The sequence below is a fragment of the Falsochrobactrum shanghaiense genome (assembly GCF_003149535.1).
Classification (GTDB): Bacteria; Pseudomonadota; Alphaproteobacteria; order Rhizobiales; family Rhizobiaceae; genus Brucella; species Brucella shanghaiense.
The window spans coordinates 20,887-44,879 of the sequence record NZ_QGDB01000010.1 but is presented as its reverse complement, the minus strand read 5'-3'; the positions used below and the strand labels follow the sequence as shown (position 1 = coordinate 44,879).

The following is a 23,993-nucleotide window of genomic DNA, read 5'->3' as shown; positions in this document are numbered from 1 at the left end:
GATTTCTCAGGCTCCTTTTTTCTGTTATTGAAATTGCGGTTTGTCCCTTGGAGCAGTTTGTTCATGGCTGATCGTGATGCAACGACACGTAAAGACAACCTGCACACCGGTATACCTTTCTGGATAAAAACGCCAAATTCCACAGTTAAGGCAAACAGGCGTCTCTCCCGCGAGCGTTTCGATATTATTATTATCGGAGCCGGCATCACGGGCGCGCTGATGGCTGAAGCGCTCACTCGCGCCGACAAGAGCGTTCTGATTGTGGACCGGCGACTCCCGGTGCGCGGCTCGACCTCGGCGTCGACAGCAATGATCCAACATGAAATAGATGTGCCATTGACGCGCTTACGCAAGAAAATCGGAGAAAAACGGGCCGACGCCGCGTGGCTGCGCTCGGTGCAAGCCGTGGGAGACCTAGTTAATTTGACCCTCAAGCTTAATATCGAGTGTAAAATGTCTTTTAAACCTGCGCTTTATCTGGCAGGCAATGAATTGGGAGCGCGGGCGCTCGCTAACGAGGCTACGGAGCGCAACAAAATTGGAATCAAGGCCAATTATCTCAAACGTACTGATCTGATTGAGCGCTTCGGTTTGGACCGGACTGCCGCTATCTTGTCGGAAGCGTCCGCATCAGCCAATCCGGCTCAACTGGCTGCGGGACTCTTGCGCGCAGCATTGACACGCAAGGCGCAGATCGTTTCTCCGGTCGAGATTACCGATATGGCAGAGTTGTCCTCAGGCGTCGCTCTGGCCACCCGCCAAGGCGAGATTCTGATTGCTGAATATGCGGTATTTTGTACGGGCTACGAATATCTGCCCCAGATGGAGACAAAATCGCACAGAATAACGTCGACCTGGGCGTTGGCTTCGAAACCGATGAGCGATCTTCCCCTGTGGATGGGGAATATGCTCGTCTGGGAAGCAGCCGATCCTTATCTTTATCTCAGAACAGATGAATCTGGACGCATTATTGCCGGCGGCGAGGATGAGGAAGCGCAAGATAGCAATGCCGATCCAACGAAATTGGCGGACAAGGCGGCTGTCATCAAAGAAAAGGTGAAGAAACTTACGGGCATCGATATTGGCCAGCCCAAATATGTCTGGTCGTCCCCCTTCGGGGTCACGAAAGATGGACTCCCGATCATTGATCGTGTTCCCGGATATGAACGTATTTTTACCGCAATGGGCTTTGGCGGCAATGGAATTACATTCGCGATGATCGCATCGCAGGCTATCACCTCGGCAATCACAGGCAGAACAATCTCTGATCTGGAACTTTTTTCTTATCGGTAAGGCAAAAACCCGGGCATTTCCCGGGTTTTTGATCTGGTCAATCGCGATGCTCCGGCATTTCCTTAAGCTGATTCTTGGTCCAGCCGGTAACCGCGTGAACCTCGCCATTCTCGTCGCGCATAAAATCAAGATTGCTGATTGGCACGGCGACGGGCTTGGCCCCAATTCCAAGAAAACCGCCAACATCGACAATGACCATGCTTCCGCTGCCCGCTCCATGGACATGATGCACAGTTCCGACCTTCTCATCATCGGCACCATATACAGTCGCACCTTCGATATTGGCAGGCGTAAGTTCCTCGTTCGTCAGACGGATGTGAGCAGTGTGATCCATTTTCTTTCCTCCATGATAGTCCTCGATCAGAAACCATTCGCGAGAGCTATTTGTTCCCAAATGAGGGATCAGGGATCACAAAGGCAATCTTTAAAAGCGTGGCAAGGTTTCACGCGGGTCCGGTTTTGGGGGAGCAAAGCAACAAACTTGCAGAGAACATTCTTCCATTCCATAGTATTCTAAACAGGCGGTGATGCAATTCATTTGCATTGTATCGTGCATTGTAGTTTTGTCCTTATCCAATGATAGCCCAACAGCGAAACCACGCTTTTGTTTCAATGGAACAGAACGCAATGATTGCGGTTATGGGGGTGATGCTCTCTAAGGATGTATCGATGGGCAATCGAAAATGGAAGAAGCGAATTCGACGAGCGAAGGCTGGTCAGGAGATCGAGCAGGGGGCTGCACTTCCCTATCGGTTTGAAAATGGCAGCCTTAAAATCATGCTTGTGACATCGCGCAGGACGCGCAGATTTACCTTGCCGAAAGGTTGGCCAATGAAAAAGCGCAGTCTGGCGGATACCGCTCGCATCGAGGCACAGGAAGAAGCCGGAATTGAAGGCAAGGTCGCTCGTTCGACAATCGGCCACTATCTTTATTGGAAACGCCTGAAGAGGGTGTTCATTCCGGTGAAGGTGAGCGTTTATCCTTTGTATGTTCAACGTGAGAATGCACGATGGCCAGAATACAAGCAGCGCCAGCGCAAATGGCTTTCTCCCGACGAAGCGGGACTTTTGGTAGACGAACCTCAATTGATTAGCCTGATTGCATCTCTTAACCCAAATGAAAGCAAATAAACTCCTTCGGCGGACTCTCTGTTGGTGAGAGGCGCCTATTCAAAGGAGAACGACATGGTAGATCATATCGCCAGACAGGTGCTGAATAACAATAAAGGCATCTCGCGCAAGGAATAAAGAGTCTGAAAGCTTAAGACGCAAAATGAGGTCGAACGCGCAAAAAAATGGCGGTCACAATAAGGAGCACTGGCTTTACAGCCCTGCCTCACAATCTCCGATATATATTCGGCTATTACCGGAACTCCGGCGATCGTCGATTTCCGAGACCTTTCGTGTCCTCATCCAAGAGGCGACCAAGGATCACGGTACTCTAATCGCGGCCGCAAATGCCGAGCATCTGATCAGGCGCGATGGATACCGCGATGCCTATCGCAGCCAAAGCGGCATTGAGAATGGTCGTTTGCATGCTGAAAGACTTTCAACACAGTATGGTGTTGGCTTCCGGATTCTTGACGGTCGCGAGTTGGCGACTGAGGAGCCAAATCTTCGAATTCAAATGGCAGGCGCCGTTCACTGGACCGACGCTTGAACGTGTGTTGATCCGGGAGCACTCACGCGAGCCTATCGAGACCTCTTTATCAGCCGAGGCGGTACATTTGTTCGAGGCGACGCAATGACCTTGAGCGAGAAGCGTGGAAGCGGGCGCTGGCTGTCAGCTGAGGGCCGGCACGTTGAGGCACAGAACGCTGTGATTGCGTTAGGCCCATGGTCAGGTGATTTGCTGAAAAGACACACTAAGACCTGTTGAGATTCAGGATTCCATCTGAGGTTTGGATGTGATTCAAGCTTCGGATGGAACGATTTATACTAACAGATGCCCAATGGGCGAAGATGGAACCGCATTGTCTGGGTAAGCCGACCGACCCTGGACGCAGCGGCGGCGACAACCGGCGCTTCATCGAAGCGGTTCTGTGGGTGGTGCGCACGGCCAAACTTTGTAGCCCAATCCGAGACGGTCTGGAACGAAACCTCAATACCGCGCTCGGCAAGCAGATCTTCGGCGTCGCGAAAGCTGAACGGAAACCGGTAATAGAGCCAGACCGCATGGGCGACAATCTCGGCGGGAAAGCGGTGATATCGAAAATGAGCAGGCTGGCGTTCGGGTCATAGCATCGAATATCAAATCAATTGAAAACGCCGCAAGAACAGGCATGATAGAAGATCACACTCGATTACATGAGCCAGAAGTTAAAGTCACTTGCACAACGTGCGGCAACCACAGAAGTTGCTAGCGCAAATGTAGCAGGTCCAGCGTCAACGCACCATCGGCAATTGCATTGCGCATGATGGTTTCATCTTCTTCCCGTTTCGCCGCAGCCTCGCAGACCGCCGCACATTGCGCATTGGCAATGATAACGACACCATCGGCATCGCCAGCTATGATGTCGCCACGGGAAATATCAACGTCACCAATCCGGACAGGTTCTCCGACGCAGCCCTGTACAAGTTTGCTCGTACCCTGGATCGAAATGCCAAGCGAAAAGACCGGGAAATCCATGCGTATCAGATCCGCTGAATCCCGAACGCAGCCAGAAATAACCAGGCCGGACAAGCCGCGGGCGCGGCAGGCATGAGCCATGATGTCGCCAAAGGGACCATCGTCAAGTGTGCCCTCATGATCAACGAGCAATATTTCACCGGGGCAGGCTGCCGCAATTGCGCGGTGAAGAGCGAGATTGTCGCCAGCGGGGCAATGCACCGGGAAAGCGGGGCCGCAAAGCCGCATCCGGTGGTCAAGTGGCCGAATGCTCGCAGGAAGCGCCCCGATGCGTCCCGCCGCCTCATATATGGTCGCCGTAGAAAAACTGGCGAGGCGGGCTAAAACACCCTCCGGAACAGCATATGAGGTGGCGGGAGCCATGATCAGAGCGCTGCGCCGATGCTGATTTCGAGTGGAGCAAGCCCATCGAAGGTAGCGACGAGTTTGTCACCCGGAACCACCGGACCCACGCCATGCGGCGTGCCCGTGAGAATGATATCACCCGGCACCAGTTCAAAAAATTCGGACAGGCGCGCAATGATCTCGGGCAGTTTCCAGATCAACAGCGATACGTCTGAATCCTGTACGACCTTTCCATTGACCGAGAGCGATATACGGCCGCTGGTGATGTCACCTGTCTGGCTAGCCGGGGTCAATGCTCCGACCGGAAAGGATCGATCGAAGGATTTTGCAATTTCCCATGGCAGGCCCGAACTGCCTCCCTGCAAGTCGCGCCGGGTCATATCGAGTCCGACGCCATAGCCCCAGACATGGCTCATTGCGTCTGCTTCCGAAATATTCCGTCCACCTTTGCCGATTGCGAGAACCAGCTCAACCTCATGGTGGTAGTTGTCGGTTTTTGGCGGATACGGGATTTCCGTACCGGTCAGAACCACAGAATCTGTCGGTTTCTGGAAGAACAATGGCGGATCACGATCAGCCTGCCCTCCCATCTCTTCGACATGCGCCACATAATTGCGGCCAATGCAGTAGATACGACGCACGGGGAAAAGCTCGTCGCTTCCGGTAACGGGTATGGCTGCTACCGGGGGAACTTCAAATACATGTTTCTGGATTGTCATTGCGCCGCACTCCTCCTGCATAGCGGATAAAGATAATGTATTATCCTTACATCATAGATTATCCAATTATCAAGAAGCATAATAGATTATTATCCGTTGACATCAAATGATACATGATCAAGATTATAGATATGTCTTACGAGGAAAAGACGAGTCTCATTCGAATGCCACAACAAGCCGCAAAGGCGAAAACGGCTCATTCGTACAGGCACACAAACGGGAGGATTATCGATGACTGGACTGAAAAGCTGGGTCGCGGCGATCGGGTTTGCATTGGCGGCTTTCAATGCGGGCGCTGCTGTCGCGGAAACCCGGGAATTGACACTTGTCGTTCCCAATCCATCAGCACTTAATAATTTTCCGCTTCATGTCGCAGTGGGAGAGGGCTACTTTTCGGATGAGGGTCTGAAAGTCAATATTCAGGCGGTGAATGGTTCGGCGTCGGTCCTACAGCTTCTGGCGTCCGGGCAGGCCGATATCGGACAGCCCGGCCCGGCTCCGCTGCTAGGCGCCCGTGCACGCGGCGAGGATATTGTTTTTATCTATAATCATTTTGCCAAGTCGGTATTCGGTTTGGTTGTACCGGAAGATTCCGCTGTGCAGAGCCCGGCCGATCTCAAGGGTAGCGTCATAGGCGTGGGAACTGCGGATGGGGCCGAAGTCGGCTTTACCCGCAGTATCATGAATGATCTGGGGCTGACCGAGGGAACAGACTATGAATTTCTGGCCATCGGCGATGGCGGGACGGCTGCGGCAGCTTTGCTCAACAAGGAAGTGGCCGCATATGCAGCCGCAGTGGCGGATTCCGCAATAATCGAGGCACGCGGGATTCCATTGCGTGAAATCACCCCGGAACCCTATTTTGCTTATTTTGGCAATGGCTGGGCGGTGAAGCGCAATTTTCTCGAGAACAACAAAGATGCGCTGAATGGTTTCGGACGTGCACTGGTACGCGCGACAAAATTTGGCATGGACCCGGCTAACCGCGAGGCGGTCTTGCGCCATAATGCTGCTGCCAATCCCCAGGAAGGAGAGGATGCGACACTTTCCAGTGCTTTGCTGGATGGTATCCAGAGCCGCGTTCTGCCGCTCGATTCGAATGATCTGATTGGCTATCTTCCGCCGGAAGCATGGGTGAAATGGCAAGACAGCCTTGTGGACAGCGGAGCGCTTGATGCGCCGTTAAAGGACCTTGATGCCGCTTATTCGAACCAGTTTGTCGAAACGTGGAACACGGCGCGCTGACATGGAGCAAAGCGCGACAGAAAAAGTACGGCAACAGGTTGGCCCTCGGCGCCGGCCTGTTTACCAGCTACGCAACGTGAGCAAGTCTTACGGTATGGGAAGTATCCGCGCGTTGGATGCGGTTTCGCTGGATCTGCACGAGGGCAGCTTCTCATCCGTTATTGGGCCGTCGGGTTGCGGCAAATCCACCTTGCTGAAGATCATGGCCGGCCTTACCCCGCCCAGTACCGGCAGCGTTATCCTGGAAGGAGACCCAGTGCTGGGACCGCGCCGCGAGATCGGCATGATGTTCCAGCAGGCAACGTTGTTTCCATGGCTGAGCGCCCTCGATAATGTTCTACTTCCTATTGAAATTCGTGACGGAAAGGCGGCAGCCAGAAGCCGCTCGACCGAAGCGCGCGAATTGCTCGAACTTGTTGGCCTCAAAGGTTTTGATCAGGTATATCCGCGCCAGCTTTCCGGCGGCATGGCGCAGCGCGCGGCGATCTGCCGGATGTTGATAACCCGACCCGGTGTCTTGTTGCTGGATGAACCGTTCAGCGCACTCGATGAACTGGCGCGCGATTTCATGAACCTTGAATTGCAGCGCATCTGCATGACACGCAATGCCACTGCCTTCCTGATCACGCATTCGATACCTGAAGCGGTGTTCCTGTCCGACACGGTTTATATCATGTCGCCGCGACCGGGCCGGTTTTCGGAGGCGGTCAAAATCGATCTGCCCCGCCCCCGTAATCTGGAGATGATGGTTTCTCCCGAATTCGGGGCTTATGTTCATTATATCCGCACGAAACTCGATGATGGGGCGGCTGAGATATGAAGGTAACAAATCTGCATCACCGCCCCATGGGGCAGCCGGTTGTCACCACAGACGAGACTTTTCCGGAAACCGTCTGGACGGAGAAGGTGACGCCGATTGACCGGATTCCGCGCGCAGTGGCAATGCTCGGTCTTCTGGCAATCTGCCTGCTGTTCTGGCAGACACTGAGCAGTTTCCAGATTGTTTCGCGCATTATTTTGCCTTCACCCGTCGAAGTGGGCCGCGACATCATTGTGGTCGGCACGAACCTTCTCTCGGGCGGGTATATGCTCAAGGCTTTCTGGGTGACCTTTCAGGAAGTGCTGCTGGGCTTTGCGATTGCCATCGCCATTGGCTTCTCGCTTGGCACCCTTGTGGGGGAAACAACTTTCGGCGAACGAGCGGTGCTGCCCTATCTGGTTGCTATCGACACCATGCCGAAAGTGGCTTTTGCACCGCTATTTCTCGCATGGCTGGGATTTGGTATTTCTTCCAAGGTTGCGCTGGCTGCGTTTATGGCGACATTTCCGATCGTCGTAGGAACAGCCGCGGGGCTCTATGCTGCGGATGAAAATGCCCGCATGTTGTTTCGCTCGCTGGGCGCCAGCCGATGGCAGACATTGTTTCGCATGAAAGTTCCCTCCGGCCTGCCGCAGATTTTCACCGGCCTTAAAATCGGGGCGGTCGGGGTGATGGCGGGTGCCATTACGGCCGAATTCCTCGGCGGCGGCAAGGGGTTTGGAGAACTCATACGCGTTGCTGCCTCGCAATTGCAAACGCCGCGGGTATTTTCGCTTATTCTCTATCTCAGTCTTCTGGGCTATCTGCTGTTCTGGTCCATCATATGGCTTGAACGCAAGCTGGTATTCTGGCATCGCGCCAGCGTGTCCGGCATAGATGAACATCGTTAGGGCGCGCCGCTCCTTCCAGGCGTATAAAGGGCGAGATTATCTTGAACGACGCATTGACCGAAAGAAAAACAGAAAAACAGACCGCTGCGACCGTGGTCTATCATGCGTTGAAGCGGGATATAATTCTGGGATTGCTCGGTCCAGGCGACAAGTTGCAGATCGATCAGATCGCCGCGCGTTATGGTGCGGGAACAAATCCGGTGCGCGAGGCTCTCAATCGTCTGTCGGCTGAGCGATTGGTGGAAAGGGAGGATCTGCGCGGATTTTTTGTTCCGCCGATTTCGATCACTTTTTTTCGCGAACTGGTGAAAACCCGCTGCTGGCTGGAAGGCAAGGCACTGGCGGAATCGATCGCTCGTCGCACTGACGACTGGGAAGATGCCATCGTCCTTGCCAATCACCGGCTCCAGCGCACTCCCCCGCAACTCAGCGAGACGGTTGGTGAAACCACTGTCATGACAGTCAATCCGGAATGGGAGGATCGGCATCGTGCGCTCCATCGCGCACTGATCGCAAATTGCGGCTCCTCGATTCTTCTGGCCTTCTGCGATGATATGATGGTTCAGAACGAGCGCTATCGTCATATCGCCATGACGCACAGCTATCCGCGTCGCCGCAATAATGAGGAGCACCAGAAAATCGTGGATGCGACGCTGGGCGGCAACTCTGACGAAGCCGTCGAATGCCTGACGGAACATTACCAGCGCACCTTGCAAATATTTGAACAAAACTTCAGCGCCGATTGAATATGGACGGGCGCGCCGGATTGCGGGACGGGGTATCGGCATGGAAATGCAAACCATTATAATGATCGCGATCCTGCTGATCTTTGCAGGCGCGGTGGTCGGAATATTGGCAGGGCTGTTCGGCGTAGGCGGCGGCGCAGTTTCCGTGCCAGTACTTTATGAAACCTTTGGTTTCATGGGGCTTGAAGAAGGTGTCGCCATGCCCCTGGCGGTCGGAACGTCGCTTGCCATCATCATTCCCACCTCGCTCAGATCCGCATGGGGCCATTATCAGCGCGGCGCCGTTGACACAAAACTGCTACGAATATGGGTGCTTCCCATCATCCTGGGCGTGTTGGCGGGCACATCCGTTGCAAGCTTTGCCGATCCTTGGGTGTTTCAACTCGTTTTCGTTGCGGTTGCCAGCGTAATTGCGATAAAATTGTTCGTCGGCGGAAAAGGCTGGCGTGTAGGTGAGGAATTACCGTCAGACTGGCTGCTACGCATCTATGGCCTGATTGTCGGTGCACTTTCAGCACTCATGGGGATCGGCGGTGGCGCAATTTCCAACCTCATACTGACCCTGCACGGCAAAGCGATCCATCAGGCAATCGCTACATCCGCAGGGGTCGGGGTGCTGATTTCAATCCCCGGAACCATTGGCTATATCATTGCAGGCTGGGGCAAATCCGGCTTGCCGGTCGATGCGCTGGGATATGTTTCATTACTGGGATTTGTGCTTCTGGTGCCGACCTCGTTTCTCACAGCACGTACCGGCGTCTACCTCGCCCATGCCATGTCCCGGCGGGCGCTGGAGATCGCATTCGGCCTGTTTCTTCTTGCCGTAGCCGCACGATTTCTTTTTGCGCTGTCAACATAGCAGGCTTTTGTAAATGCCATCTGAACGGCAATGTTAGTTCCATAATTAATCTTATCTGATTTTTACTAACATATTGTTTTATTATGTATATTGTTAATTCCTACGACATAGTGGTCGTTACCGCTTGTTGTTGCTGATTTCGACATCACGGATTTATTCGTGATGTATGTTTTCTCATACCCAGTTGCGGTCATCCCTTCTTCAAGGAGCCAAACGTCCTTGATCTTCTTCACGCCGTTCATCGTCGATCGAACAATCGTATTCGGCGACGCTTTCGATCGCTCGACGCACCGCTTCCTCTTCTGGAAACAAGGCGATTTCAGTTTCATGCGTGGAACAAGGACGGATTCCGAAGCCCCAGACCGTGTACATCTCATTTCGAGCGAGCGTCGTATTACCTGGATCCACCACTTTTAGTGCGTATTTGGTTGCAGGTGGGGTCATGGGGGCGGTTCCATAAAAGCTCCCACTACTGACTTCGAGCTGACCAACCTGACAACGCACGCCATCGAACTCTTCGCGCGCGGACGGTAAGCTACCAGCAAGGATGATCGCATTAATTTTTGAAAAATGACCGTAGAGCATATAGTGAAACCGCATATCCAGATCGAAAATACGTAACCGTGAGATCAGCTGATCGATACCTTCATATTTCAAGATACAAAAATAGGCGCAGCCTTCACAAACTGGAATGTCCGCTTCATCAAGAACCTGAGCGTTCTCGCCATACATGTCCCATGGAATTTCTTTTAACATTTTATCATCTCCAACCAGCCAATAGACATATTGTGAGACCAATAATCCACCGGCGCAAACAGTGTCAGGAACGCCGATGAAAGAATTCAAAAACCGAGCTTGGCGGAAACCAGGAATATAGCCACCCAGCCTCGGCAATAGTCTCACCTGGAAAACAGTGACAGTAATAGTTGATGGCACGGGGTTCGGTCATATACCGTTGTCGTCGCTGAAGTTTAGGCTGAGGTTGAGGTAACAGTTTCCGCAAGCTTCGTCTGTCACGGTCACGGCGAGCCGTAGCCGGCTTATTGATTCAGTTTGTTCGTCAAATCGACCTTTGAACGGTTCGCATTCCTTCTTCAGAAGAAGTGCGACAATATGTCATTATTTTCAATTTTAAGGGGGGGGGAAACAGGGCAATATATACCTGTTTCAAGGCATTTCAGCGGCCTTTATGCTTACAACTATTTGATATTGTTAGCTTTTTATGCTTTAATCTAAAAGTCAGTATTTTTAAGCTGATGCTCAGTCATTTTAAAACAAGGAGTATTTGATGATTGATAATAAGTCCGCCCATCCCGCTATCAAACCCATGACAGGCCTGGAATTACAAGCCGCCCGCCGCGCTGCTGCCGACAGGTTCTATCAAATCGGCATTTCATATGTTCCGGAAGGTTATACTGTAAAATTCAGGAAAAACCTGACGGGGGTTCATCGCGGTAGCTTGCGCCAAATAGAAGCCCCGCAGCCAGTCACACGCAAAAGCCTTTACATTTTTTTACATGAGTGTGCCCATGCTCATCTTCACGGTAGCGGATCAAAATTGCCAGTGCACGTAAAAGAATTGCAGGCTGAAAAATGGGCGCATAGCAAAATGAGAGAACACGGTATTCCTGTCCCTCGATCCATGACAGAACGCGCCAAGGCCTATGTTGCCTGGAAGATCGATCGAGCTAAGAAACGGGGAGCAAAATCCATCAATCCTGAGGCCCAACGCTTCGCTTCGCCCCGCAAGATGAAAACGTCACACTAACAGCCTCCAAAAGTCAGCAATTTATCAATTTGGGAATTTTGCGAGTTCCCAAATTGTGGACAAAATCCGCAGGATCGATGTAGCTTGTTGCCTGGTCCACTTGTAGCCGCTTTGATAGTACAATCCTCGGAGCCGTTAAGCGGGTCGGTTCACTCCTCCCCGCTCGACAACATGGTCCTGACCTAATTTACTCTCCCAATACGCTTCCGACTTGCTCTTACAGACCAGCTTCACCGCTTGTCGCCTCGAAACCGGGCTGGTTTACCGAGCCTGTAGAAACGGCTGAATGTACGGGCATATCCTTCGTCCGGGTTTATGTACCAGAGTTCAGAGGTCATGCCGTTAGGAACGATGCGCCCCAGACGCGGATGACCTAGGAATGTGCCGACAAGGCATACAGCATCCCGACGATCAAAATCCCAGTTGTTGATCAATGGCGCATCCGCCAGTTCCCTGGGATCTGGATGCTCTCCATTGAGCAGGCGTTCGAGATCATGAACAAGCGCCTTGAGGGCCTTGATTTCTGCTGCAAGTCTTTCCCGGTTGACTGCACCATCGTTTGCGATAATTGCCATGAGATTTTCCTTTCATTGGATATGCGGGATCGTTCGCGTTCGAGCAGACGAGCGCGTTTCTGGTAAGTCCGGATTGTTGGCTGAGCTGGGCGACGGTCGGGGCGACCGCTCAGGCCGGACCGGGTGATCTCGTCTCGTGAGGCCTGCTATCCACTGCGCTCACCATGGCTTGACCACTTTGCTGATCCTGTCGCTGGACGGCATCGTTGAGAATGGCAGTGACGGTTTCACCTTCCAGAACGCCATGTTCGAGCAATGTCCCGGCAAGCGTCCTGTGCGCTGCCTCGTAACGGACAAGTCCGTGACAGGCGGCGTCATAGGCTTTTTGCAGCCGCTCATCGACACGGTTCGTGACAGGATGGTTTGCATGGAGCAGTTCCCGTCGTGCCACGCCGTCGCAAAACAGCAATGGCCGTTTCCTGGCAAAGCCGTATGTCGTTTCCATTGCCAGCGCCAGATCAGTTGCATTCGCCAGATCGCTTCCCGGTCGTATCCCGGAGCCGATAGAGACATCCCCAAGAACAAGCTCTTCCGCCGCCCTCCCCGCCAGCATCACGGCAAGATTGTCTTCACAATCCTTTTCCAGCGGAATATGCTTGCGACGCTCCATTGCAAAACCGAGCCCCACCTGTTCTTCAATGCTGAGCGTCAGCGGATGGCCGACTTGTAGCACATGACGGATGAGTGCATGGCCTGCCTCGTGCACCGCCATGCGCCAGCGTTCTTCCGGCAGGATCAGCCTGCGATTGCCAACAATGCCATTTTCAATATCCGTCCATGTAAGCTGACGCTTCTTACGACGCGCTTGCTGGCGAGCCTGACGGACAATCCGCTCGATATCGGCTCCCGTCATGCCCTGTGCCTTTAACGCCAGAGAACGCAGATCGCGCAAGCTCCTGAGACGTTCATCTGATTTGCAAGCCGTCATCGCTGTTGCTCCGCTTGTCGTGTTTCCAGCACAGCATCGAGATCGGCACCCAGATGATGCGCGAGAATGCCGACCAATGCATCCGTGTCAGGTTTTGGTATCCGGACATGAGTTTCCAGCCGTCCTGACCGTAACAATGCTTCATCAATATCGTCGGGCCGGTTGGTGGCACCCACAATGACGATGCCTTCCTGTCTGACGGCACCATCCATCAATTCCAGCAGTTGATTGACGACAGCGTTCCAGTAATCCGCATAATCGCGGGATGGATCCTGTCGTCGCCCGATGCTGTCGATCTCGTCAATAAACAGGATGACCGGAGCATGAGACGCCGCTTCTTCAAAAGCACTCTTCATGCGCAGCAACACATCACCAAGATGACCCATTCGCAGCCATGTTGCGATAGAGGTCGCAAGGACAGGAACGCGCAGGCTGTTACACAGCGCCCGTGCAAAAGTGGTCTTGCCGGTGCCAGGTGGGCCAGACAGAAGCAGCCGAGTGCTGATGTCAGACCAGGCGAGCGATCCTGATGTCCACAATGCAAGGTCTTCCTTGAGCGCCAGCGCCCATTCAGCCGCCTCGCCATAGCCAGACAGGTTTTCCACGCATAGAGTTGGTGTTCGACGCATGGCGCTCTCTGCAGAACCGACATCACTGAAGCCAGCATCGAGCGCTTCAGGTTCAATCAATCGGCTGTCGGAAACAATCTTTCTGCCATGCCGACCGCGTTCTCCTGTCGAGAACGGGTTTTTATCATCGGCCTTATCTCTCTTTTTATCTGCCTCTTTCTGCTCCTGCACCGGATGTGCCTGCTTTCTCCCCTCCAATTCCCATTGGGCCAGCAAATAGGCGAAGGTTTCCTGGCGTGTGCTGGCTTCCCTGAACGAGTGTCTCAGCTCTCGTAATGAACCGAGTGTGAACTCCTCGGGAAAAACGGTGTCGGCATCGTGCGTCGTCACCGTATCGAGCAGCCTGTTGAGAAGAGCGCCGTCAAGCACACGGGTATCGAGGACAACGTCTGCTAGCACCTTGAGTTTGGCTGGAATCTCGTATTGCATATCAACGATACCGAGAAGCCATTCGCCGCGTGACAGTGCATCCCCAATGCTGTCTTCGTCGATCAATGCGAGTTTCTCAAACCCATCAGCATCGATAGTATTGATAATGACATCTGCCGGACGGAGGCGGCCCCTTGTCCGCTTTAACTGCCGGATCGTTGTCGTTCCCCAATGCTCGAGGGGCCGCACCACAACGTGCCCGCGATAAAGCCGTTGCTCGCTCAACATCCGAAGCAGGATATCTTCAAAGCCCTCGATATCAGTGCGTATAATGACAAGCCCGGATTGTCTGCGTGAAAACTCCATCAAGTGGTTTTGCCCGAAACTCCCCTCCTCCAGAGCGCGTGCCAGCAGATGACACACTGCGATATCGCCAATATCTGGCTCGACACGAAAGCAGCGCAGGAGTTTCAAAAGATATGCTCGCTCGACGGGAGCATGGGGCATATCGGTCAGGAACACTGGAAACGGCATCGAGAGAGCGAACTGGTCTCTCACGCCGGAAGCGTCCAGATCCAAGCCCCCACCGAGATGAGCGTTCAAGACACGCAGATCATGAACCGGATGACCGGTCAGAAGCATGGCCGGTCTATATTCGTCACCGGGGTCGGACGCCGGGTCCGGCATATCGAAGCGCATCGCGAAAAATCCATCAACGTCGACTTCAGTGTGAGACAATAGATCGAGTTCGCAGAAAACCTGTCGCACGTCGCGATACAAAGCATGTTTCAGGCGGGCAAGCAGATGCCGCCCAAGCCGGCTTGCGCCGGGTGGTGAAATGGTCATGAAGCGACCTCATGGATAGAAGAGTGAATTCCTAAGCATATCCCGAAAAGCGGCAACCGGTTTTGGGATCGAGACATGCATACAGCATGGAAACAGTGCGGCTTCAGCGACTCCGTTTTAGCCAGAACCGCTCCAGCGGCATCTCGTCAACGCGACGCGTGATCAGGCATCAGGATTTGAACTTGCGGTAAAGACGCACTATCGATGGCTTCGACCGCAATCTTCGCAATCTCTTTATTGATCAGCCGTGCTTGCTCTGCTTCCGTTTTTGCAAATGTGTCGCCAATCCAGATGATAAGCTCTTCCCTAAGAGCTTCCTGTACATTGAGGGCTTTCTTTGCGACCCCCGGTACGCCGATCAGCCGATCAAGATCAGCCAGTGCCCAGATCCCTTCCTCGGCCTGGCTTTCATTGAGCAACGGATCAATCAGCGCGAATTCATATTGTTCGATGTCGATGCCATAATATTGTGACGCCAGACGCGTCAGAGCCGATGGCATAGCCGATACTTCATTGCGCCACTGACAGAGCGTATCTTTGTGCACGCTGATACCGTATACCATACTCAATACGCGGAGTTGTTTCTGTTCCGCATCATAATCCAGCAAATCAAAAGCATAGGGTCTTGCCGGAAGCGCTGAAGCAGCAATCTCGATGTCGGTTTTAGCCGGAACTGATTTTGACGCAACAGACTCGGTCACATGATTAAGCGTATCACGCGTAATCGGCATAGACCGTGCCGGTGCCACATCACCAGAAACCCTCACGCGCGCTGATGCTTCTTCGATATGCCCAAAAATCTTTTCGCCTTCATTCCAAATTGCCCAGCGCAAAAGCACATCCCGCACCGCCCTTTTTCGGCTATCCCGGTCATGGGCTTGATCAATCCGGTGAAAAAGCCAGGACAAATGGAGAGAGGCATTGAGTTCCTGCTTGAAACTCCGCACGGGAATCTTGTGTTCAATCAGGTCGATGTAGCCAATAACGGTTTCTGCAAACATAAGTTCTCCTTCCCCGAAGTGATTGTTGGTCGCCGGAGCAAAATGGGTGTGAAAGATCGGTCGCGCTTGCCTGTGCAAGCAGCGTCAGATTTTGAAGACAGCAAAGACCGTGACGTTGCGCGCAAACGCACACGACCAGAGCGCCAGAATGGGAAATTGGGAGTTCGGGCTTTAAAGAGCGCCGAACGCGTTAGGGGCGGAAATTATTTCCGCTGTCGAGCCGCCATGCTGACATCGAATTCAGGGCGTGGATCTTTTAATCCGGGACGAATGTCGATAATAACCAGCATAAGCTTGGCTCCTGTTGTTGGCAGGCTAAGTTAGTCTCCATTCTGGTGTTCCAGCACCGGAATGGAGGCGTCTGATCAATCAGACAAAGTGACTATTGCAGGATCTCAAACGCGCCGCAAGGATCCAAAATGAAAAAAGATCCCAAGACAGCATTTTTACCTAAGTCCCGGATATCACCGGCTTTTTCCGCTTCACTAAAATAGTGAAAAAACGTAGTGGCCATCAGCCTTTTGCGATGTGATGAACACCTGAGGAAGCCTGAATGTGGACCTTGAAAGTTATCCACAGGCTGGGCCATAGAACCTGTTTCAGCAGCAGGCTGACCTGCAAAAGCGATGCCGCAGCCACGGATGATCCCAACAATGGGCTGTTTGCTTGCACAGCCTTCAACGATCCCATGTCGCCGCCAATCTCGAGAAATCCGATTCATGTGCAAACAGCGTTTCACGAAGTAATGGGGGGAGAACTGACAAAAGGAACAAACTACGTTTGTAAAATCGCCAGGTTGAAATCAACGCAAGATGGTTTTGAAAACGATGCTCAATGTTTGGTCTCATCAGAAGCCCTGCCAGACTTCAGATGTACCTTGCGACGGAAACCCCAATTCGTTTTGGTATATTTGGCGATCAGATCATCAAGGACGTCCAGAGAAGCGTCTTCATCGAACCCCTGCTCTTTCAAGGCTTCCAGCACGCGATTGATGAGCTGATCAAGAGAGCGCGGGTCATCAGCCTCTGATGCAAGCAGAACCATGAAATGCAGCACGATCCGCGCAATGTCGTCGCGCGTCGGTTTGCGCTCTGCTCTCAGACGATCCCGATAGTCCTTCTGTCGCTCGCGCTGCTTGCGCAAACGTTCCGACTGCTGCCTGCTCGATACCATGGCTTCTCCAGATTACGTACCCATAATCAAAGCTTGAGCTCAAAAACCGTCGGCGCAAAGCATATTTTTCACCACCCCGCGTCTGCCCGCAAACCGCGTTTGACGCAGAATCAGAAATCTCGGGTTCAGCAACGTTCGCCCGTAACTCTGTAACGCAAATCTCGAGTTGAGAATCCAGTTACTGCAAATCGGAAAAAGTCTACGTGACTTGCCCACAATCTGGATTGATGTGTCTGCACGTCATTTTGCCAGCCCTACAATTCCAGATGCAGTGCGGGGAAATCATTACAATCTGTATCGCGCGCAGGGCTGGCCACCGCAAACGCCGTTCGCATCACCACGATCGATTTGAACTCCAGATGTTGCTGGAACAAGGTCGCTGCTTCTGCAGCCATTCTTCAGTCACGGCAAGCAATGGTACTCTTCGCAACAGATGCGACAACAAAAACGCGCTTACAATTCTTCGATTATAAGGCCACAGACCAGATCAAAGCAGGTTGCGACCCTTGAACATTACCATGCGGAAATCGCGGGCTTCGGCAAAAGAAAAACGGATAAGCAGTCGGCCCTGGAGCCCATCTGACTATGGCACCGGAACTGATCATGGAGGCACGTTCGGTAAGGAGGTCAAGGTCTGTTATGGCTATGGATGGTCCGGAGCGCAATTACATCGCCGTTCATAAAAACCCGGTGCAACCAATATCACGCCCCATTCGGAAGTTTGTTTGAATCAGGGCTTGCCTACCCTTTCTTTTGGTGATGTCATTTTACATACGACGACCAATTACCATCGGGCTTATATTACTAAAAAGGATTATTTTATGCAGATTTATAGCGGGGACCTGGTGGCCATCGCCACGCTTCTCAAGAAATACATAACGGATTCTGCCGATACAGAACCGGGTTGGGGAGTGGCCACCACCCTCTTGTCTCATGGCAAGTTCTGGGGTGTATCGGCACAACCCGAAAACGCCCGTTTCTCAATTCCCAAGGCGTGTTTTGCGAATGTGCAAGCCGAAGTGATTTTGCCTCGCAACCATCGTCGAGAGCAGTTCTGCTATGTCGAAGGCTACGCTTGCGATCTCGAATTGCCGATCCCGCTGCACCACGCCTGGCTCGTTAACAGTGAAGGTGAGGTTTTCGATCCAACATGGTCGGACGCGGAGCAATGCGTCTATTTTGGAATGAAGTTTAAAACCTCTTATGTGCAGGAACGGTTCAACGCTCGTGGTGATCAATTCGATTCCTTGCTTCTGGATGTTCTGAATGGCCACGCAATCCTGCGCGACGACGAATTTTGTCAACGGGTACTGGATACGACCGTCAAGCCTCGCTCAAACAGCCCTCAGACGGCGGTATCGCCCGGCGTCAATTGATCCAAAAAATGGGCTGAACGCATTTAATCCTACCGAACGAAAAAGCAGAACGTCTACGCTATCGACCTGGTGAGCTACGAGAGAATAGCAATGCCGAACCTTGGTATAGCTCTCTTCCACAGCTTCTCATTCAGTCTGTATATTTAGACTGAAAGCGGTCAGTCGATAGCTCCAGCGCCTCGCGCCGGGTGATCTGTTCATTGCGCCCAGCTTTGGCTTGCACCTTAATCCTGCTCGTATAGGCACCATATCATCCACCAAACTGGTAGGGGCTGTCTTCAAGCACGTCGACATCCCCCTATCACTCCTATTATTCACGCAACCATTCCGTCTTCTACCGGTCTGTCGTCACGGATGTTCCAGTTTATCGGCTCTGTTCGCAGCCATGGTGTGCCGCAAACCAATTGGCACAAAACGCCTGTCTCCGCGCTTGGCCTAGCTGGCAAACGCCGTTTGTAGCTGAAACGGAAATCTCGAATCTGGCAACGTTTGTGCGGAAACGCGCAACGCTTCTCTGAGGTTTTGAAACGGGTTAGTGCAAATTGTCCCGGTTTGATTTGCGTTGCTGGCAAATTGAAACGCCGCACCGACACTTTGCTATGCTTTACCCGCAACTCATGACGACATGTCCGCACTACATATACATTTTAGAAGCTTTATTTTCCGCTACAGGAATGAATATGGCGTCAAACGGCGTTTCGATCTGGAACGCCTGCCCGGGAAAACGCCTGTTGACCAGATTATTTTGCTCTACGCTCCTGACGCTCCCTCGAACACGGTGGGACCGTCCTGCATCGGTTCCCGGCTCTCAAACGCAGTTTATCGATGAATCGGATATATCCGGTTTCGCAATGGTTTTCCGGATACCCGCAACGTTAATCCAAAAGCTGGAATCGCAAGATTGCAAACTATCCAGAGTTAAAACGCATTGTCCGCACGCTGAAACACGGTAGCGTCAAATCGAGTTGCCACACCGGCAAATCATATCAGCGTATCCCAAGGCATCTCGGCCTGAAATGCCCAACTACGTAGCCAGACGGGTAACGAAAGCCTGGCAAACAGCGTTTCGGCACAGACCTAGCCTTTCTAGGAGGCCTGCCGTCCTAGCGTGTAAAATTGCGCCGGATTTTTATATCGCCATAGCCTCGCTACGATTGCATCAGCGGCATGAATCGATCAGCCCGGATCGATTCATAAAATGCGTTGGACGCTCTCGCCTCGATGTCAGATTCTGAGCCCATGTCGAACCAGCATTCGCTTCCGATACATTTTCGTAAAATTGATCCACGCAACAATATGCGGCGCTTCTACACCTTATCAATTCAACCAAATTTATTTGGAGAATGGTGCGTCATGCGCTCCTGGGGGCGGATCGGGACACTTGGACAATCCCTACAGCAAACAGTTCTGGACGAAGCATCCGCCAACGCACTTCTTCGCAGACTTGTCGCAGTTCGTCGCAAACGTGGTTATGAGGAAGTTGCCTGACTTCTTTGCAAAGGACAACCGGATGCTCCAGCCTCCTGTACAGGCGCTCTATGAATCCGTATCCTCAAGCAGCCATTCTTGAAGTCTTCGCAATGCGGGAATGGGCAGCTTTGCCTTTGCGATCGAGATACTCTGCATAAAGACGAAGAGCGGCACGCAGATCCGATCTCGTCCGAACCGTCAGTGTTTCGAATTCGGCATTCAGTTCCAGCCGGGCCAATTCCAGTCCTGTATCGGAGTATGTTCGTCCTCCTAAAAGACGGCGCGCCCGGTTGACCTGCGACTTGACATTGCGTGCCGATTGGGGCGAGCGTCCCGTTTCCATCAGCCAGTTCACAAAACGGCCTTCGACTTCGGGAATAGTTCGACCGTTCTCGCGCGCGAGGATGACACGACCGATCGCTTCGGCCAGTGGAGAGGGAACGGCGTTAGCAATCATTTGATGAATGTCCTGTCGCGTTGCGTCCTTCCATTGCCAGCCATCCGGAAATCCCTGCAGCATCGCCAACTGTCGGGTCGTCAGCATTGCTGCCTGTGAAGCTGGTACCGGATCTGCAGGATGGGGATTGTTCAGATAACGATCCGTCAACCGTTCCCAGGCTGTGCGCGTCACGGTTGGAAACGGTTCGTCGATACCACGAACCCCGCGCCCGGCACGGAAAGGCCGCGCATAGACCCAGCCTTCCGGAATATTCAGGACGTCGCTGATGACCGTCTGGCGTTCCGACCGCGCCTTAACAATGCTTGAATCGAGGAAACCATGGCGCTCTCCCAGACGTCCGATGACGAACAGACGTTTGCGGCGTTGTGGAACACCATACCATGAAGCGTCCAGCCTGCACTCGTTCAATCCGTATCCAGCCCGCACCAGCATTTTGCGCCCATCCGCCCACGCTTCAGAGCGGGCTACCTGTGGAACGTTTTCCATCGCAAACCATTGTGGTCTGGCGAGGCAGACGAGCATTGCAAAAGCCCGCGTCAGTGACGCGTTTTCTCCTTCCACCCGCTTGCCCGCAACCGAGTAATCCTGGCATGGCGGTCCGCCAGCGATCAGATCCGGGGCCATTCGGGCTATCGCAGGCGCAACAGCGAAAATATCTTTCAAATCATGTTTGTGAACTTGTCGCCCGACATTATGACGGTAGGTCTCTACCGCCGGATCCCAGGCATCATATGCCCCGACCACTTCGATACCTGCACGTTTCAATCCGAGGGACATGCCCCCTGCCCCGCAAAATAACTCAACCGCCCGCAAACCGAATTCCCCATGCCACACGCGCTCACGGACATATCCGTTACATTAGAGAAAAGAGGTCCGCATTAGGCTTCTGCGTTGTTCCACACCAAATGCAGAACGTGGCAATTTGAATAATGACCGCATTGAATCATTGGCGGTAACGAAGATGTCCCACGCCTCACGTCAGCGGAGGTTCGGGAGTACAAATGGTCCCAGACTTGTTTGTTATGTCTACACTCAAAGACGTGTTCCCCCAAGGTTTCCGCACCTGGGACCGAAGAGGTATCGGCAAAACACCAGTTCAGGATTGATGTGAAAGCCTCGCTGTTGAAAAAATCTAACTGAAGTGGTCGAAGTTAATGTGGCCAGGATGATTGATCGTGCGGCAAGCGATTGTCCGGGTCGTGAACGGCAACTTCATCTCCAGCCACAAGATTAGCTGAAAAAATCACGAGATTGGTTCCTCCCGCATGCCGAAGGGATGGAAAGAGCAGACCCCGCAACCCGGCCGAGATGATTTCGTCAGCAAGTTTCCAGGATGGCGGCGTCTTCTTATCGATGCGAGCGATTTTCCGCCACGGACAATCCCATTGTGCCCATGCCTCATCCCAATGAACAGGATCGTATCCTTTCGAAAGGTCGGCTACTTCTCCAAGGGTAATCGTGTAGGCAGCAAGTGTAGCAGGCGGCGTAATGCTCGCGCCTTGTCGATATTCCTCGAGTGCCGTCTGTGCCGACACTGACAGATACAGGGCCTCCACACCGGGACGATTAAAACGTCCCCCATCTGCTGCAGCGCCAGCTCCACTGATTGGAAGGAATGCCCATTTCGGTGTAAGATAGCGATGAAAAACGTTCTTCGGTCCGATACGGACGAGTTTCATCCCCGCGCTCCGTTCTCCAAGTCCCTGACATAGGCCAGAACGGCTTCTATCTCACCATCTGCAACAAGCTCTGCGGCCGTGCGATGGCCATAGTCAGCAATAGGCTCGTTCCGATACCAGTAGATCGCTTTCTGGAGATCGCCAGTCAGTTCAGCCGCTGCGGAGATTACCTTCACCATTTCCCGCATTCTGCCTTGCAAACGCTCGGAAGATGGATTGCGTAGCGTATTACGATGAACACCAGTCAATTCTGCAAGGTTTGCAACCTTGACCCCAAGCGCTTTTGATAGCCGCGATGGCGAGATATAGGGTGTCCGCGGCTCCTGAAGGCTGTCAACAAAGCCTGAAACCACAGCATATGCACGTTCTGTCTGCGCCTGTGCCATATCTAATCTCCGCTCAACAATATGCACAATATATGCATATTTTTTCACACATCAAGTGTAAGCGCATACATAGGCCACTCTGGAAAGAGCGAAAGCTCATTGTTTCCAGGGGTGCAAACATTTCGTCAATGGGGATTGATATAGGGCTGCCCCTTGCTTGATTGGCATGGAAGCCTGCCCAACCAGTCGTTATTGGGTACGAGAGGTCGCGGCGATGGGGCATGACCCCGCTCCTGGATATTGGGAGCGGTATTAGGTCTGGAAACAAAACGCATTGACCTCGGCGGTCGCTTTGCCATGCCCGGACTGTATGATGCGCATATGCATCTGCTGCCGCTCGGAGTATGGATGGCCTATGTAGACCTGCGCCCATCTGTCGTTCCCACGCTAAAGGACTTATTGCAGGCTTTGCGCGAGCGCGCTGCGCAAACTCCTAAAGGAGAATGGGTACTGGGACGCGGTTTCAACTGTCATTCGGCGTGGAATAAGATGGGGTGGTTGCCGCCCTCCCCAGACGGCATCGCAATGTGCCAGAGTGTGATCGGGGTTGATCTGGCAAAAAATGTTTTCCAGCTTCACGGCGCGTCGCTGACGGGCGAAGTGCGGTTCCGCAGGAAATTGTCGCGCGGTCAGTTTCTGCGTTTTATGTGCCTCAAGGAATTCTTTCGACCAGCTATAATAAAGGCTCTCGGCGATCCCCTCACGGCGGCAGATCGCAGCAATGCTGTCTTCCCCGCGCAGACCTTCCAAAACAATACGGATTTTATCCTCGGCTGAATAATGTTTACGCGTGGCACGACGGATATCTTTGATCGTCTTCTCCGCAGAAGACGTTTGGGGAACCGGTTTCTGTCTCATCTTTGCGTCCTTTGATAAAGCTATGATGAGCCGAAAATCCTCTCTTCTTAATTAAACCAGTTTTGTCTCAAAGGCGCTGATGTCGGACAATATGATTTATTTGTTCTATATATCAGCACGATGCATTGGTCCTTTGCGACAACTTTTCCGCCAGCGGGAGGCTGCGTTAGCAAACATGAATACATTAAAAGAAACGTCCGGGAGTCCGGTTGTCGAAGAATGCTTTCTCGCGCGACAGGAATGACCTGCGTTCAACTTATCTTGGAGAGACGGTGTGGCTGCGGCGTGCGCCCAATCACAGAGCACTTTGGCGAGATGCCATTGCAGACGGACATCAATGATAACGGATCTGTTGCAAAAATTTCTTCAGCGCAGAACACACCTTAACCTTGGACACAATTATTCTTCGAGCGCTGTGAATTGTTGTTTAAGCGAAGGCGCTTTCGTTGAGGCGAAGATGCCTTGGTGTTTGCGCATCATGTGAACGAGTTCGATGCCGGCAAGCGTGATGCTGGCAGCAGCCTCGGACTTGAAGCCGAGCATGGATCGAATGCGCCGTTTGACACGGCGATGATCCTGCTCGATGGGCATTGTTCATATATTTGCTGGTGCGGATGGTGATGGCCTTTCCACCCCGTCGCAACCAGTTCTCTGCATCACACTGCGTGATGGCCATACGATTGGTATGGCTGCCGTCAATCGTGATCCGCTCCGGCCTGCCATGTTTAGCCAAAGCCTTGCGCAGAAAGCGTTTGGCAGCGTTCAAGTCTCGCTCTTTGCTGAACAGGAACTCGACCGTATCGCCATAGTTGTCGATGGCGCGATACAGATAAAACCACGCGCCTTTGACCTTTACATAAGTCTCGTCGAGGTTCCATTTCCGCGTGGCCTCGCGTTTTCTCCGATTGAAGCGCTCAAGTTGCTCCGCC

Annotated in this window: 26 protein-coding genes and 5 pseudogenes; 14 read left to right on the top strand and 17 right to left on the bottom strand. The window is 52.9% G+C overall.

All coding sequences use genetic code 11. The features are described 5' to 3' along the window. Positions 1-63 precede the first annotated feature (63 nt). Complete coding sequence (locus DKP76_RS17470; RefSeq protein ID WP_109707953.1) at positions 64-1,293, top strand: NAD(P)/FAD-dependent oxidoreductase; 1,230 nt, start codon at positions 64-66, stop codon at positions 1,291-1,293. A gap of 37 nt (positions 1,294-1,330) precedes the next feature. Here DKP76_RS17470 and DKP76_RS17465 read toward each other — a convergent pair whose 3' ends face one another. Then, positions 1,331-1,627 carry a PRC-barrel domain-containing protein gene (locus DKP76_RS17465; protein ID WP_109707952.1) on the bottom strand — a complete coding sequence of 99 codons (297 nt, stop codon included), beginning with the start codon at positions 1,625-1,627 and terminating at the stop codon, positions 1,331-1,333. Between the two features lie 278 nt (positions 1,628-1,905). Between DKP76_RS17465 and DKP76_RS17460 the strand changes: the two genes are divergently transcribed. The 4 genes and pseudogenes from DKP76_RS17460 to DKP76_RS19780 form a co-directional block, all read left to right on the top strand. Continuing rightward, entirely contained in the window at positions 1,906-2,424 is a 519-nt protein-coding gene (locus tag DKP76_RS17460; RefSeq protein WP_245410273.1) for an NUDIX hydrolase, read from the top strand. A 362-nt stretch (positions 2,425-2,786) separates the two neighbouring features. Next, positions 2,787-3,041, top strand: coding sequence for a hypothetical protein (locus DKP76_RS17455; RefSeq protein ID WP_146198947.1), 255 nt, complete (start codon positions 2,787-2,789; stop codon positions 3,039-3,041). After that, a complete protein-coding gene (locus DKP76_RS19890; RefSeq protein WP_109707950.1) occupies positions 3,002-3,172 on the top strand; it encodes a hypothetical protein in 171 nt (56 codons plus the stop codon). Before DKP76_RS17455 ends, DKP76_RS19890 begins: the two co-directional genes overlap by 40 nt. A 44-nt stretch (positions 3,173-3,216) precedes the next feature. Continuing rightward, positions 3,217-3,294: pseudogene (locus DKP76_RS19780) on the top strand (hypothetical protein); the annotation flags it as partial. 57 nt (positions 3,295-3,351) lie between these two features. On the opposite strand, the pseudogene DKP76_RS17440 reads toward DKP76_RS19780, so the two are convergent. From DKP76_RS17440 to DKP76_RS17430, 3 genes and pseudogenes are all read right to left on the bottom strand, one after another. Continuing rightward, a pseudogene (locus DKP76_RS17440) lies at positions 3,352-3,480 on the bottom strand (IS6 family transposase); the annotation flags it as partial. 172 nt (positions 3,481-3,652) lie between these two features. Next, positions 3,653-4,285, bottom strand: a complete 633-nt coding sequence (locus tag DKP76_RS17435) for an RraA family protein (protein ID WP_109707949.1) — start codon at positions 4,283-4,285, stop codon at positions 3,653-3,655. A gap of 2 nt (positions 4,286-4,287) precedes the next feature. Then, on the bottom strand, positions 4,288-4,986 hold the full coding sequence (locus tag DKP76_RS17430) for a fumarylacetoacetate hydrolase family protein (RefSeq protein ID WP_109707948.1): 699 nt from the start codon (positions 4,984-4,986) through the stop codon (positions 4,288-4,290). Positions 4,987-5,217: 231 nt separating this feature from the next. On the opposite strand from DKP76_RS17430, the gene DKP76_RS17425 reads away from it, so the two are divergent. The 5 genes from DKP76_RS17425 to DKP76_RS17405 all read left to right on the top strand — a co-directional run bounded on the left by DKP76_RS17425 (position 5,218) and on the right by DKP76_RS17405 (position 9,546). Beyond that, positions 5,218-6,231, top strand: coding sequence for an ABC transporter substrate-binding protein (locus tag DKP76_RS17425; protein WP_109707947.1), 1,014 nt, complete (start codon positions 5,218-5,220; stop codon positions 6,229-6,231). Between the two features lie 94 nt (positions 6,232-6,325). Then, the gene (locus tag DKP76_RS17420; protein ID WP_245410272.1) at positions 6,326-7,051 is read left to right on the top strand and encodes an ABC transporter ATP-binding protein; all 726 of its coding nucleotides are present in this window, start codon (positions 6,326-6,328) and stop codon (positions 7,049-7,051) included. Then, positions 7,048-7,941 (top strand): ABC transporter permease, encoded by an 894-nt coding sequence (locus tag DKP76_RS17415; protein WP_109707945.1) that lies wholly within the window; start codon positions 7,048-7,050, stop codon positions 7,939-7,941. The genes DKP76_RS17420 and DKP76_RS17415 overlap by 4 nt, the downstream gene beginning before the upstream one ends. Positions 7,942-7,982: 41 nt before the next feature. Next, entirely contained in the window at positions 7,983-8,687 is a 705-nt protein-coding gene (locus DKP76_RS17410) for a GntR family transcriptional regulator (RefSeq protein WP_199224849.1), read from the top strand. A 46-nt stretch (positions 8,688-8,733) separates the two neighbouring features. Further along, positions 8,734-9,546 (top strand): sulfite exporter TauE/SafE family protein, encoded by an 813-nt coding sequence (locus DKP76_RS17405; protein ID WP_245410271.1) that lies wholly within the window; start codon positions 8,734-8,736, stop codon positions 9,544-9,546. Between the two features lie 201 nt (positions 9,547-9,747). On the opposite strand, the gene DKP76_RS17400 is transcribed toward DKP76_RS17405, so the two are convergent. After that, positions 9,748-10,440 carry a hypothetical protein gene (locus tag DKP76_RS17400; RefSeq protein ID WP_146198946.1) on the bottom strand — a complete coding sequence of 231 codons (693 nt, stop codon included), beginning with the start codon at positions 10,438-10,440 and terminating at the stop codon, positions 9,748-9,750. A 394-nt stretch (positions 10,441-10,834) separates the two neighbouring features. On the opposite strand from DKP76_RS17400, the gene DKP76_RS17395 reads away from it, so the two are divergent. After that, positions 10,835-11,314, top strand: a complete 480-nt coding sequence (locus DKP76_RS17395; protein ID WP_109707942.1) for a hypothetical protein — start codon at positions 10,835-10,837, stop codon at positions 11,312-11,314. A 230-nt stretch (positions 11,315-11,544) separates the two neighbouring features. Here the strand turns inward: DKP76_RS17395 and DKP76_RS17390 are convergent, their stop codons facing one another. The 7 genes from DKP76_RS17390 to DKP76_RS19285 all read right to left on the bottom strand — a co-directional run bounded on the left by DKP76_RS17390 (position 11,545) and on the right by DKP76_RS19285 (position 17,230). Further along, complete coding sequence (locus tag DKP76_RS17390; protein ID WP_109707941.1) at positions 11,545-11,889, bottom strand: DUF6634 family protein; 345 nt, start codon at positions 11,887-11,889, stop codon at positions 11,545-11,547. A gap of 109 nt (positions 11,890-11,998) precedes the next feature. Next, positions 11,999-12,817 (bottom strand): ATP-dependent metallopeptidase FtsH/Yme1/Tma family protein, encoded by an 819-nt coding sequence (locus tag DKP76_RS17385; protein WP_109707940.1) that lies wholly within the window; start codon positions 12,815-12,817, stop codon positions 11,999-12,001. Beyond that, positions 12,814-14,661, bottom strand: a complete 1,848-nt coding sequence (locus DKP76_RS17380) for an AAA family ATPase (protein WP_109707939.1) — start codon at positions 14,659-14,661, stop codon at positions 12,814-12,816. Before DKP76_RS17380 ends, DKP76_RS17385 begins: the two co-directional genes overlap by 4 nt. A 146-nt stretch (positions 14,662-14,807) precedes the next feature. Then, the gene (locus DKP76_RS17375; protein ID WP_109707938.1) at positions 14,808-15,662 is read right to left on the bottom strand and encodes a hypothetical protein; all 855 of its coding nucleotides are present in this window, start codon (positions 15,660-15,662) and stop codon (positions 14,808-14,810) included. 382 nt (positions 15,663-16,044) lie between these two features. Beyond that, positions 16,045-16,383, bottom strand: coding sequence for a hypothetical protein (locus DKP76_RS19095; protein ID WP_146198945.1), 339 nt, complete (start codon positions 16,381-16,383; stop codon positions 16,045-16,047). A 110-nt stretch (positions 16,384-16,493) separates the two neighbouring features. Beyond that, the gene (locus DKP76_RS17370) at positions 16,494-16,835 is read right to left on the bottom strand and encodes a hypothetical protein (protein ID WP_109707937.1); all 342 of its coding nucleotides are present in this window, start codon (positions 16,833-16,835) and stop codon (positions 16,494-16,496) included. 254 nt (positions 16,836-17,089) lie between these two features. Next, the gene (locus tag DKP76_RS19285; RefSeq protein ID WP_158279465.1) at positions 17,090-17,230 is read right to left on the bottom strand and encodes a hypothetical protein; all 141 of its coding nucleotides are present in this window, start codon (positions 17,228-17,230) and stop codon (positions 17,090-17,092) included. A gap of 330 nt (positions 17,231-17,560) precedes the next feature. Here DKP76_RS19285 and DKP76_RS17365 point away from each other — a divergent pair, with 330 nt between their 5' ends. Together DKP76_RS17365 and DKP76_RS17360 are read left to right on the top strand one after the other, a co-directional pair. Further along, positions 17,561-18,211, top strand: coding sequence for a hypothetical protein (locus DKP76_RS17365; protein WP_109707936.1), 651 nt, complete (start codon positions 17,561-17,563; stop codon positions 18,209-18,211). 1,239 nt (positions 18,212-19,450) lie between these two features. Further along, entirely contained in the window at positions 19,451-19,699 is a 249-nt protein-coding gene (locus DKP76_RS17360; RefSeq protein WP_109707935.1) for a WGR domain-containing protein, read from the top strand. A 64-nt stretch (positions 19,700-19,763) separates the two neighbouring features. Here the strand turns inward: DKP76_RS17360 and DKP76_RS17355 are convergent, their stop codons facing one another. From DKP76_RS17355 to DKP76_RS17345, 3 genes are all read right to left on the bottom strand, one after another. Further along, the gene (locus DKP76_RS17355) at positions 19,764-20,975 is read right to left on the bottom strand and encodes a DNA cytosine methyltransferase (protein WP_280953602.1); all 1,212 of its coding nucleotides are present in this window, start codon (positions 20,973-20,975) and stop codon (positions 19,764-19,766) included. Positions 20,976-21,292: 317 nt separating this feature from the next. Beyond that, complete coding sequence (locus DKP76_RS17350; protein WP_109707934.1) at positions 21,293-21,820, bottom strand: RES family NAD+ phosphorylase; 528 nt, start codon at positions 21,818-21,820, stop codon at positions 21,293-21,295. Then, complete coding sequence (locus tag DKP76_RS17345; protein ID WP_109707933.1) at positions 21,817-22,206, bottom strand: hypothetical protein; 390 nt, start codon at positions 22,204-22,206, stop codon at positions 21,817-21,819. Before DKP76_RS17345 ends, DKP76_RS17350 begins: the two co-directional genes overlap by 4 nt. Positions 22,207-22,503: 297 nt before the next feature. Here DKP76_RS17345 and DKP76_RS19885 point away from each other — a divergent pair. Further along, positions 22,504-22,614: pseudogene (locus DKP76_RS19885) on the top strand (hypothetical protein); the annotation flags it as partial. 234 nt (positions 22,615-22,848) lie between these two features. Here DKP76_RS19885 and DKP76_RS17335 read toward each other — a convergent pair. Next, positions 22,849-23,064: pseudogene (locus DKP76_RS17335) on the bottom strand (transposase); the annotation flags it as partial. A gap of 399 nt (positions 23,065-23,463) precedes the next feature. Next, positions 23,464-23,983, bottom strand: a pseudogene (locus DKP76_RS17330) (IS6 family transposase); the annotation flags it as partial. Positions 23,984-23,993: the final 10 nt, after the last annotated feature.

Coding starts and splice junctions, on each gene's coding strand:
- DKP76_RS17455 (WP_146198947.1), top strand. CDS start 2,787: ATGCCTATCGCAGCCAAAGCGGCATTGAGAATGGTCGTTTGCATGCTG.
- DKP76_RS17460 (WP_245410273.1), top strand. CDS start 1,906: ATGGAACAGAACGCAATGATTGCGGTTATGGGGGTGATGCTCTCTAAG.
- DKP76_RS17405 (WP_245410271.1), top strand. CDS start 8,734: ATGCAAACCATTATAATGATCGCGATCCTGCTGATCTTTGCAGGCGCG.
- DKP76_RS17360 (WP_109707935.1), top strand. CDS start 19,451: ATGTCGAACCAGCATTCGCTTCCGATACATTTTCGTAAAATTGATCCA.
- DKP76_RS17350 (WP_109707934.1), bottom strand. CDS start 21,820: ATGAAACTCGTCCGTATCGGACCGAAGAACGTTTTTCATCGCTATCTT.
- DKP76_RS17345 (WP_109707933.1), bottom strand. CDS start 22,206: ATGGCACAGGCGCAGACAGAACGTGCATATGCTGTGGTTTCAGGCTTT.
- DKP76_RS17430 (WP_109707948.1), bottom strand. CDS start 4,986: ATGACAATCCAGAAACATGTATTTGAAGTTCCCCCGGTAGCAGCCATA.
- DKP76_RS17435 (WP_109707949.1), bottom strand. CDS start 4,285: ATGGCTCCCGCCACCTCATATGCTGTTCCGGAGGGTGTTTTAGCCCGC.
- DKP76_RS17420 (WP_245410272.1), top strand. CDS start 6,326: ATGGGAAGTATCCGCGCGTTGGATGCGGTTTCGCTGGATCTGCACGAG.
- DKP76_RS17395 (WP_109707942.1), top strand. CDS start 10,835: ATGATTGATAATAAGTCCGCCCATCCCGCTATCAAACCCATGACAGGC.
- DKP76_RS17425 (WP_109707947.1), top strand. CDS start 5,218: ATGACTGGACTGAAAAGCTGGGTCGCGGCGATCGGGTTTGCATTGGCG.
- DKP76_RS19095 (WP_146198945.1), bottom strand. CDS start 16,383: ATGAATCGGATTTCTCGAGATTGGCGGCGACATGGGATCGTTGAAGGC.
- DKP76_RS17380 (WP_109707939.1), bottom strand. CDS start 14,661: ATGACCATTTCACCACCCGGCGCAAGCCGGCTTGGGCGGCATCTGCTT.
- DKP76_RS17390 (WP_109707941.1), bottom strand. CDS start 11,889: ATGGCAATTATCGCAAACGATGGTGCAGTCAACCGGGAAAGACTTGCA.
- DKP76_RS17375 (WP_109707938.1), bottom strand. CDS start 15,662: ATGTTTGCAGAAACCGTTATTGGCTACATCGACCTGATTGAACACAAG.
- DKP76_RS17465 (WP_109707952.1), bottom strand. CDS start 1,627: ATGGATCACACTGCTCACATCCGTCTGACGAACGAGGAACTTACGCCT.
- DKP76_RS17385 (WP_109707940.1), bottom strand. CDS start 12,817: ATGACGGCTTGCAAATCAGATGAACGTCTCAGGAGCTTGCGCGATCTG.
- DKP76_RS17470 (WP_109707953.1), top strand. CDS start 64: ATGGCTGATCGTGATGCAACGACACGTAAAGACAACCTGCACACCGGT.
- DKP76_RS17415 (WP_109707945.1), top strand. CDS start 7,048: ATGAAGGTAACAAATCTGCATCACCGCCCCATGGGGCAGCCGGTTGTC.
- DKP76_RS19285 (WP_158279465.1), bottom strand. CDS start 17,230: ATGGCTGCAGAAGCAGCGACCTTGTTCCAGCAACATCTGGAGTTCAAA.
- DKP76_RS17370 (WP_109707937.1), bottom strand. CDS start 16,835: ATGGTATCGAGCAGGCAGCAGTCGGAACGTTTGCGCAAGCAGCGCGAG.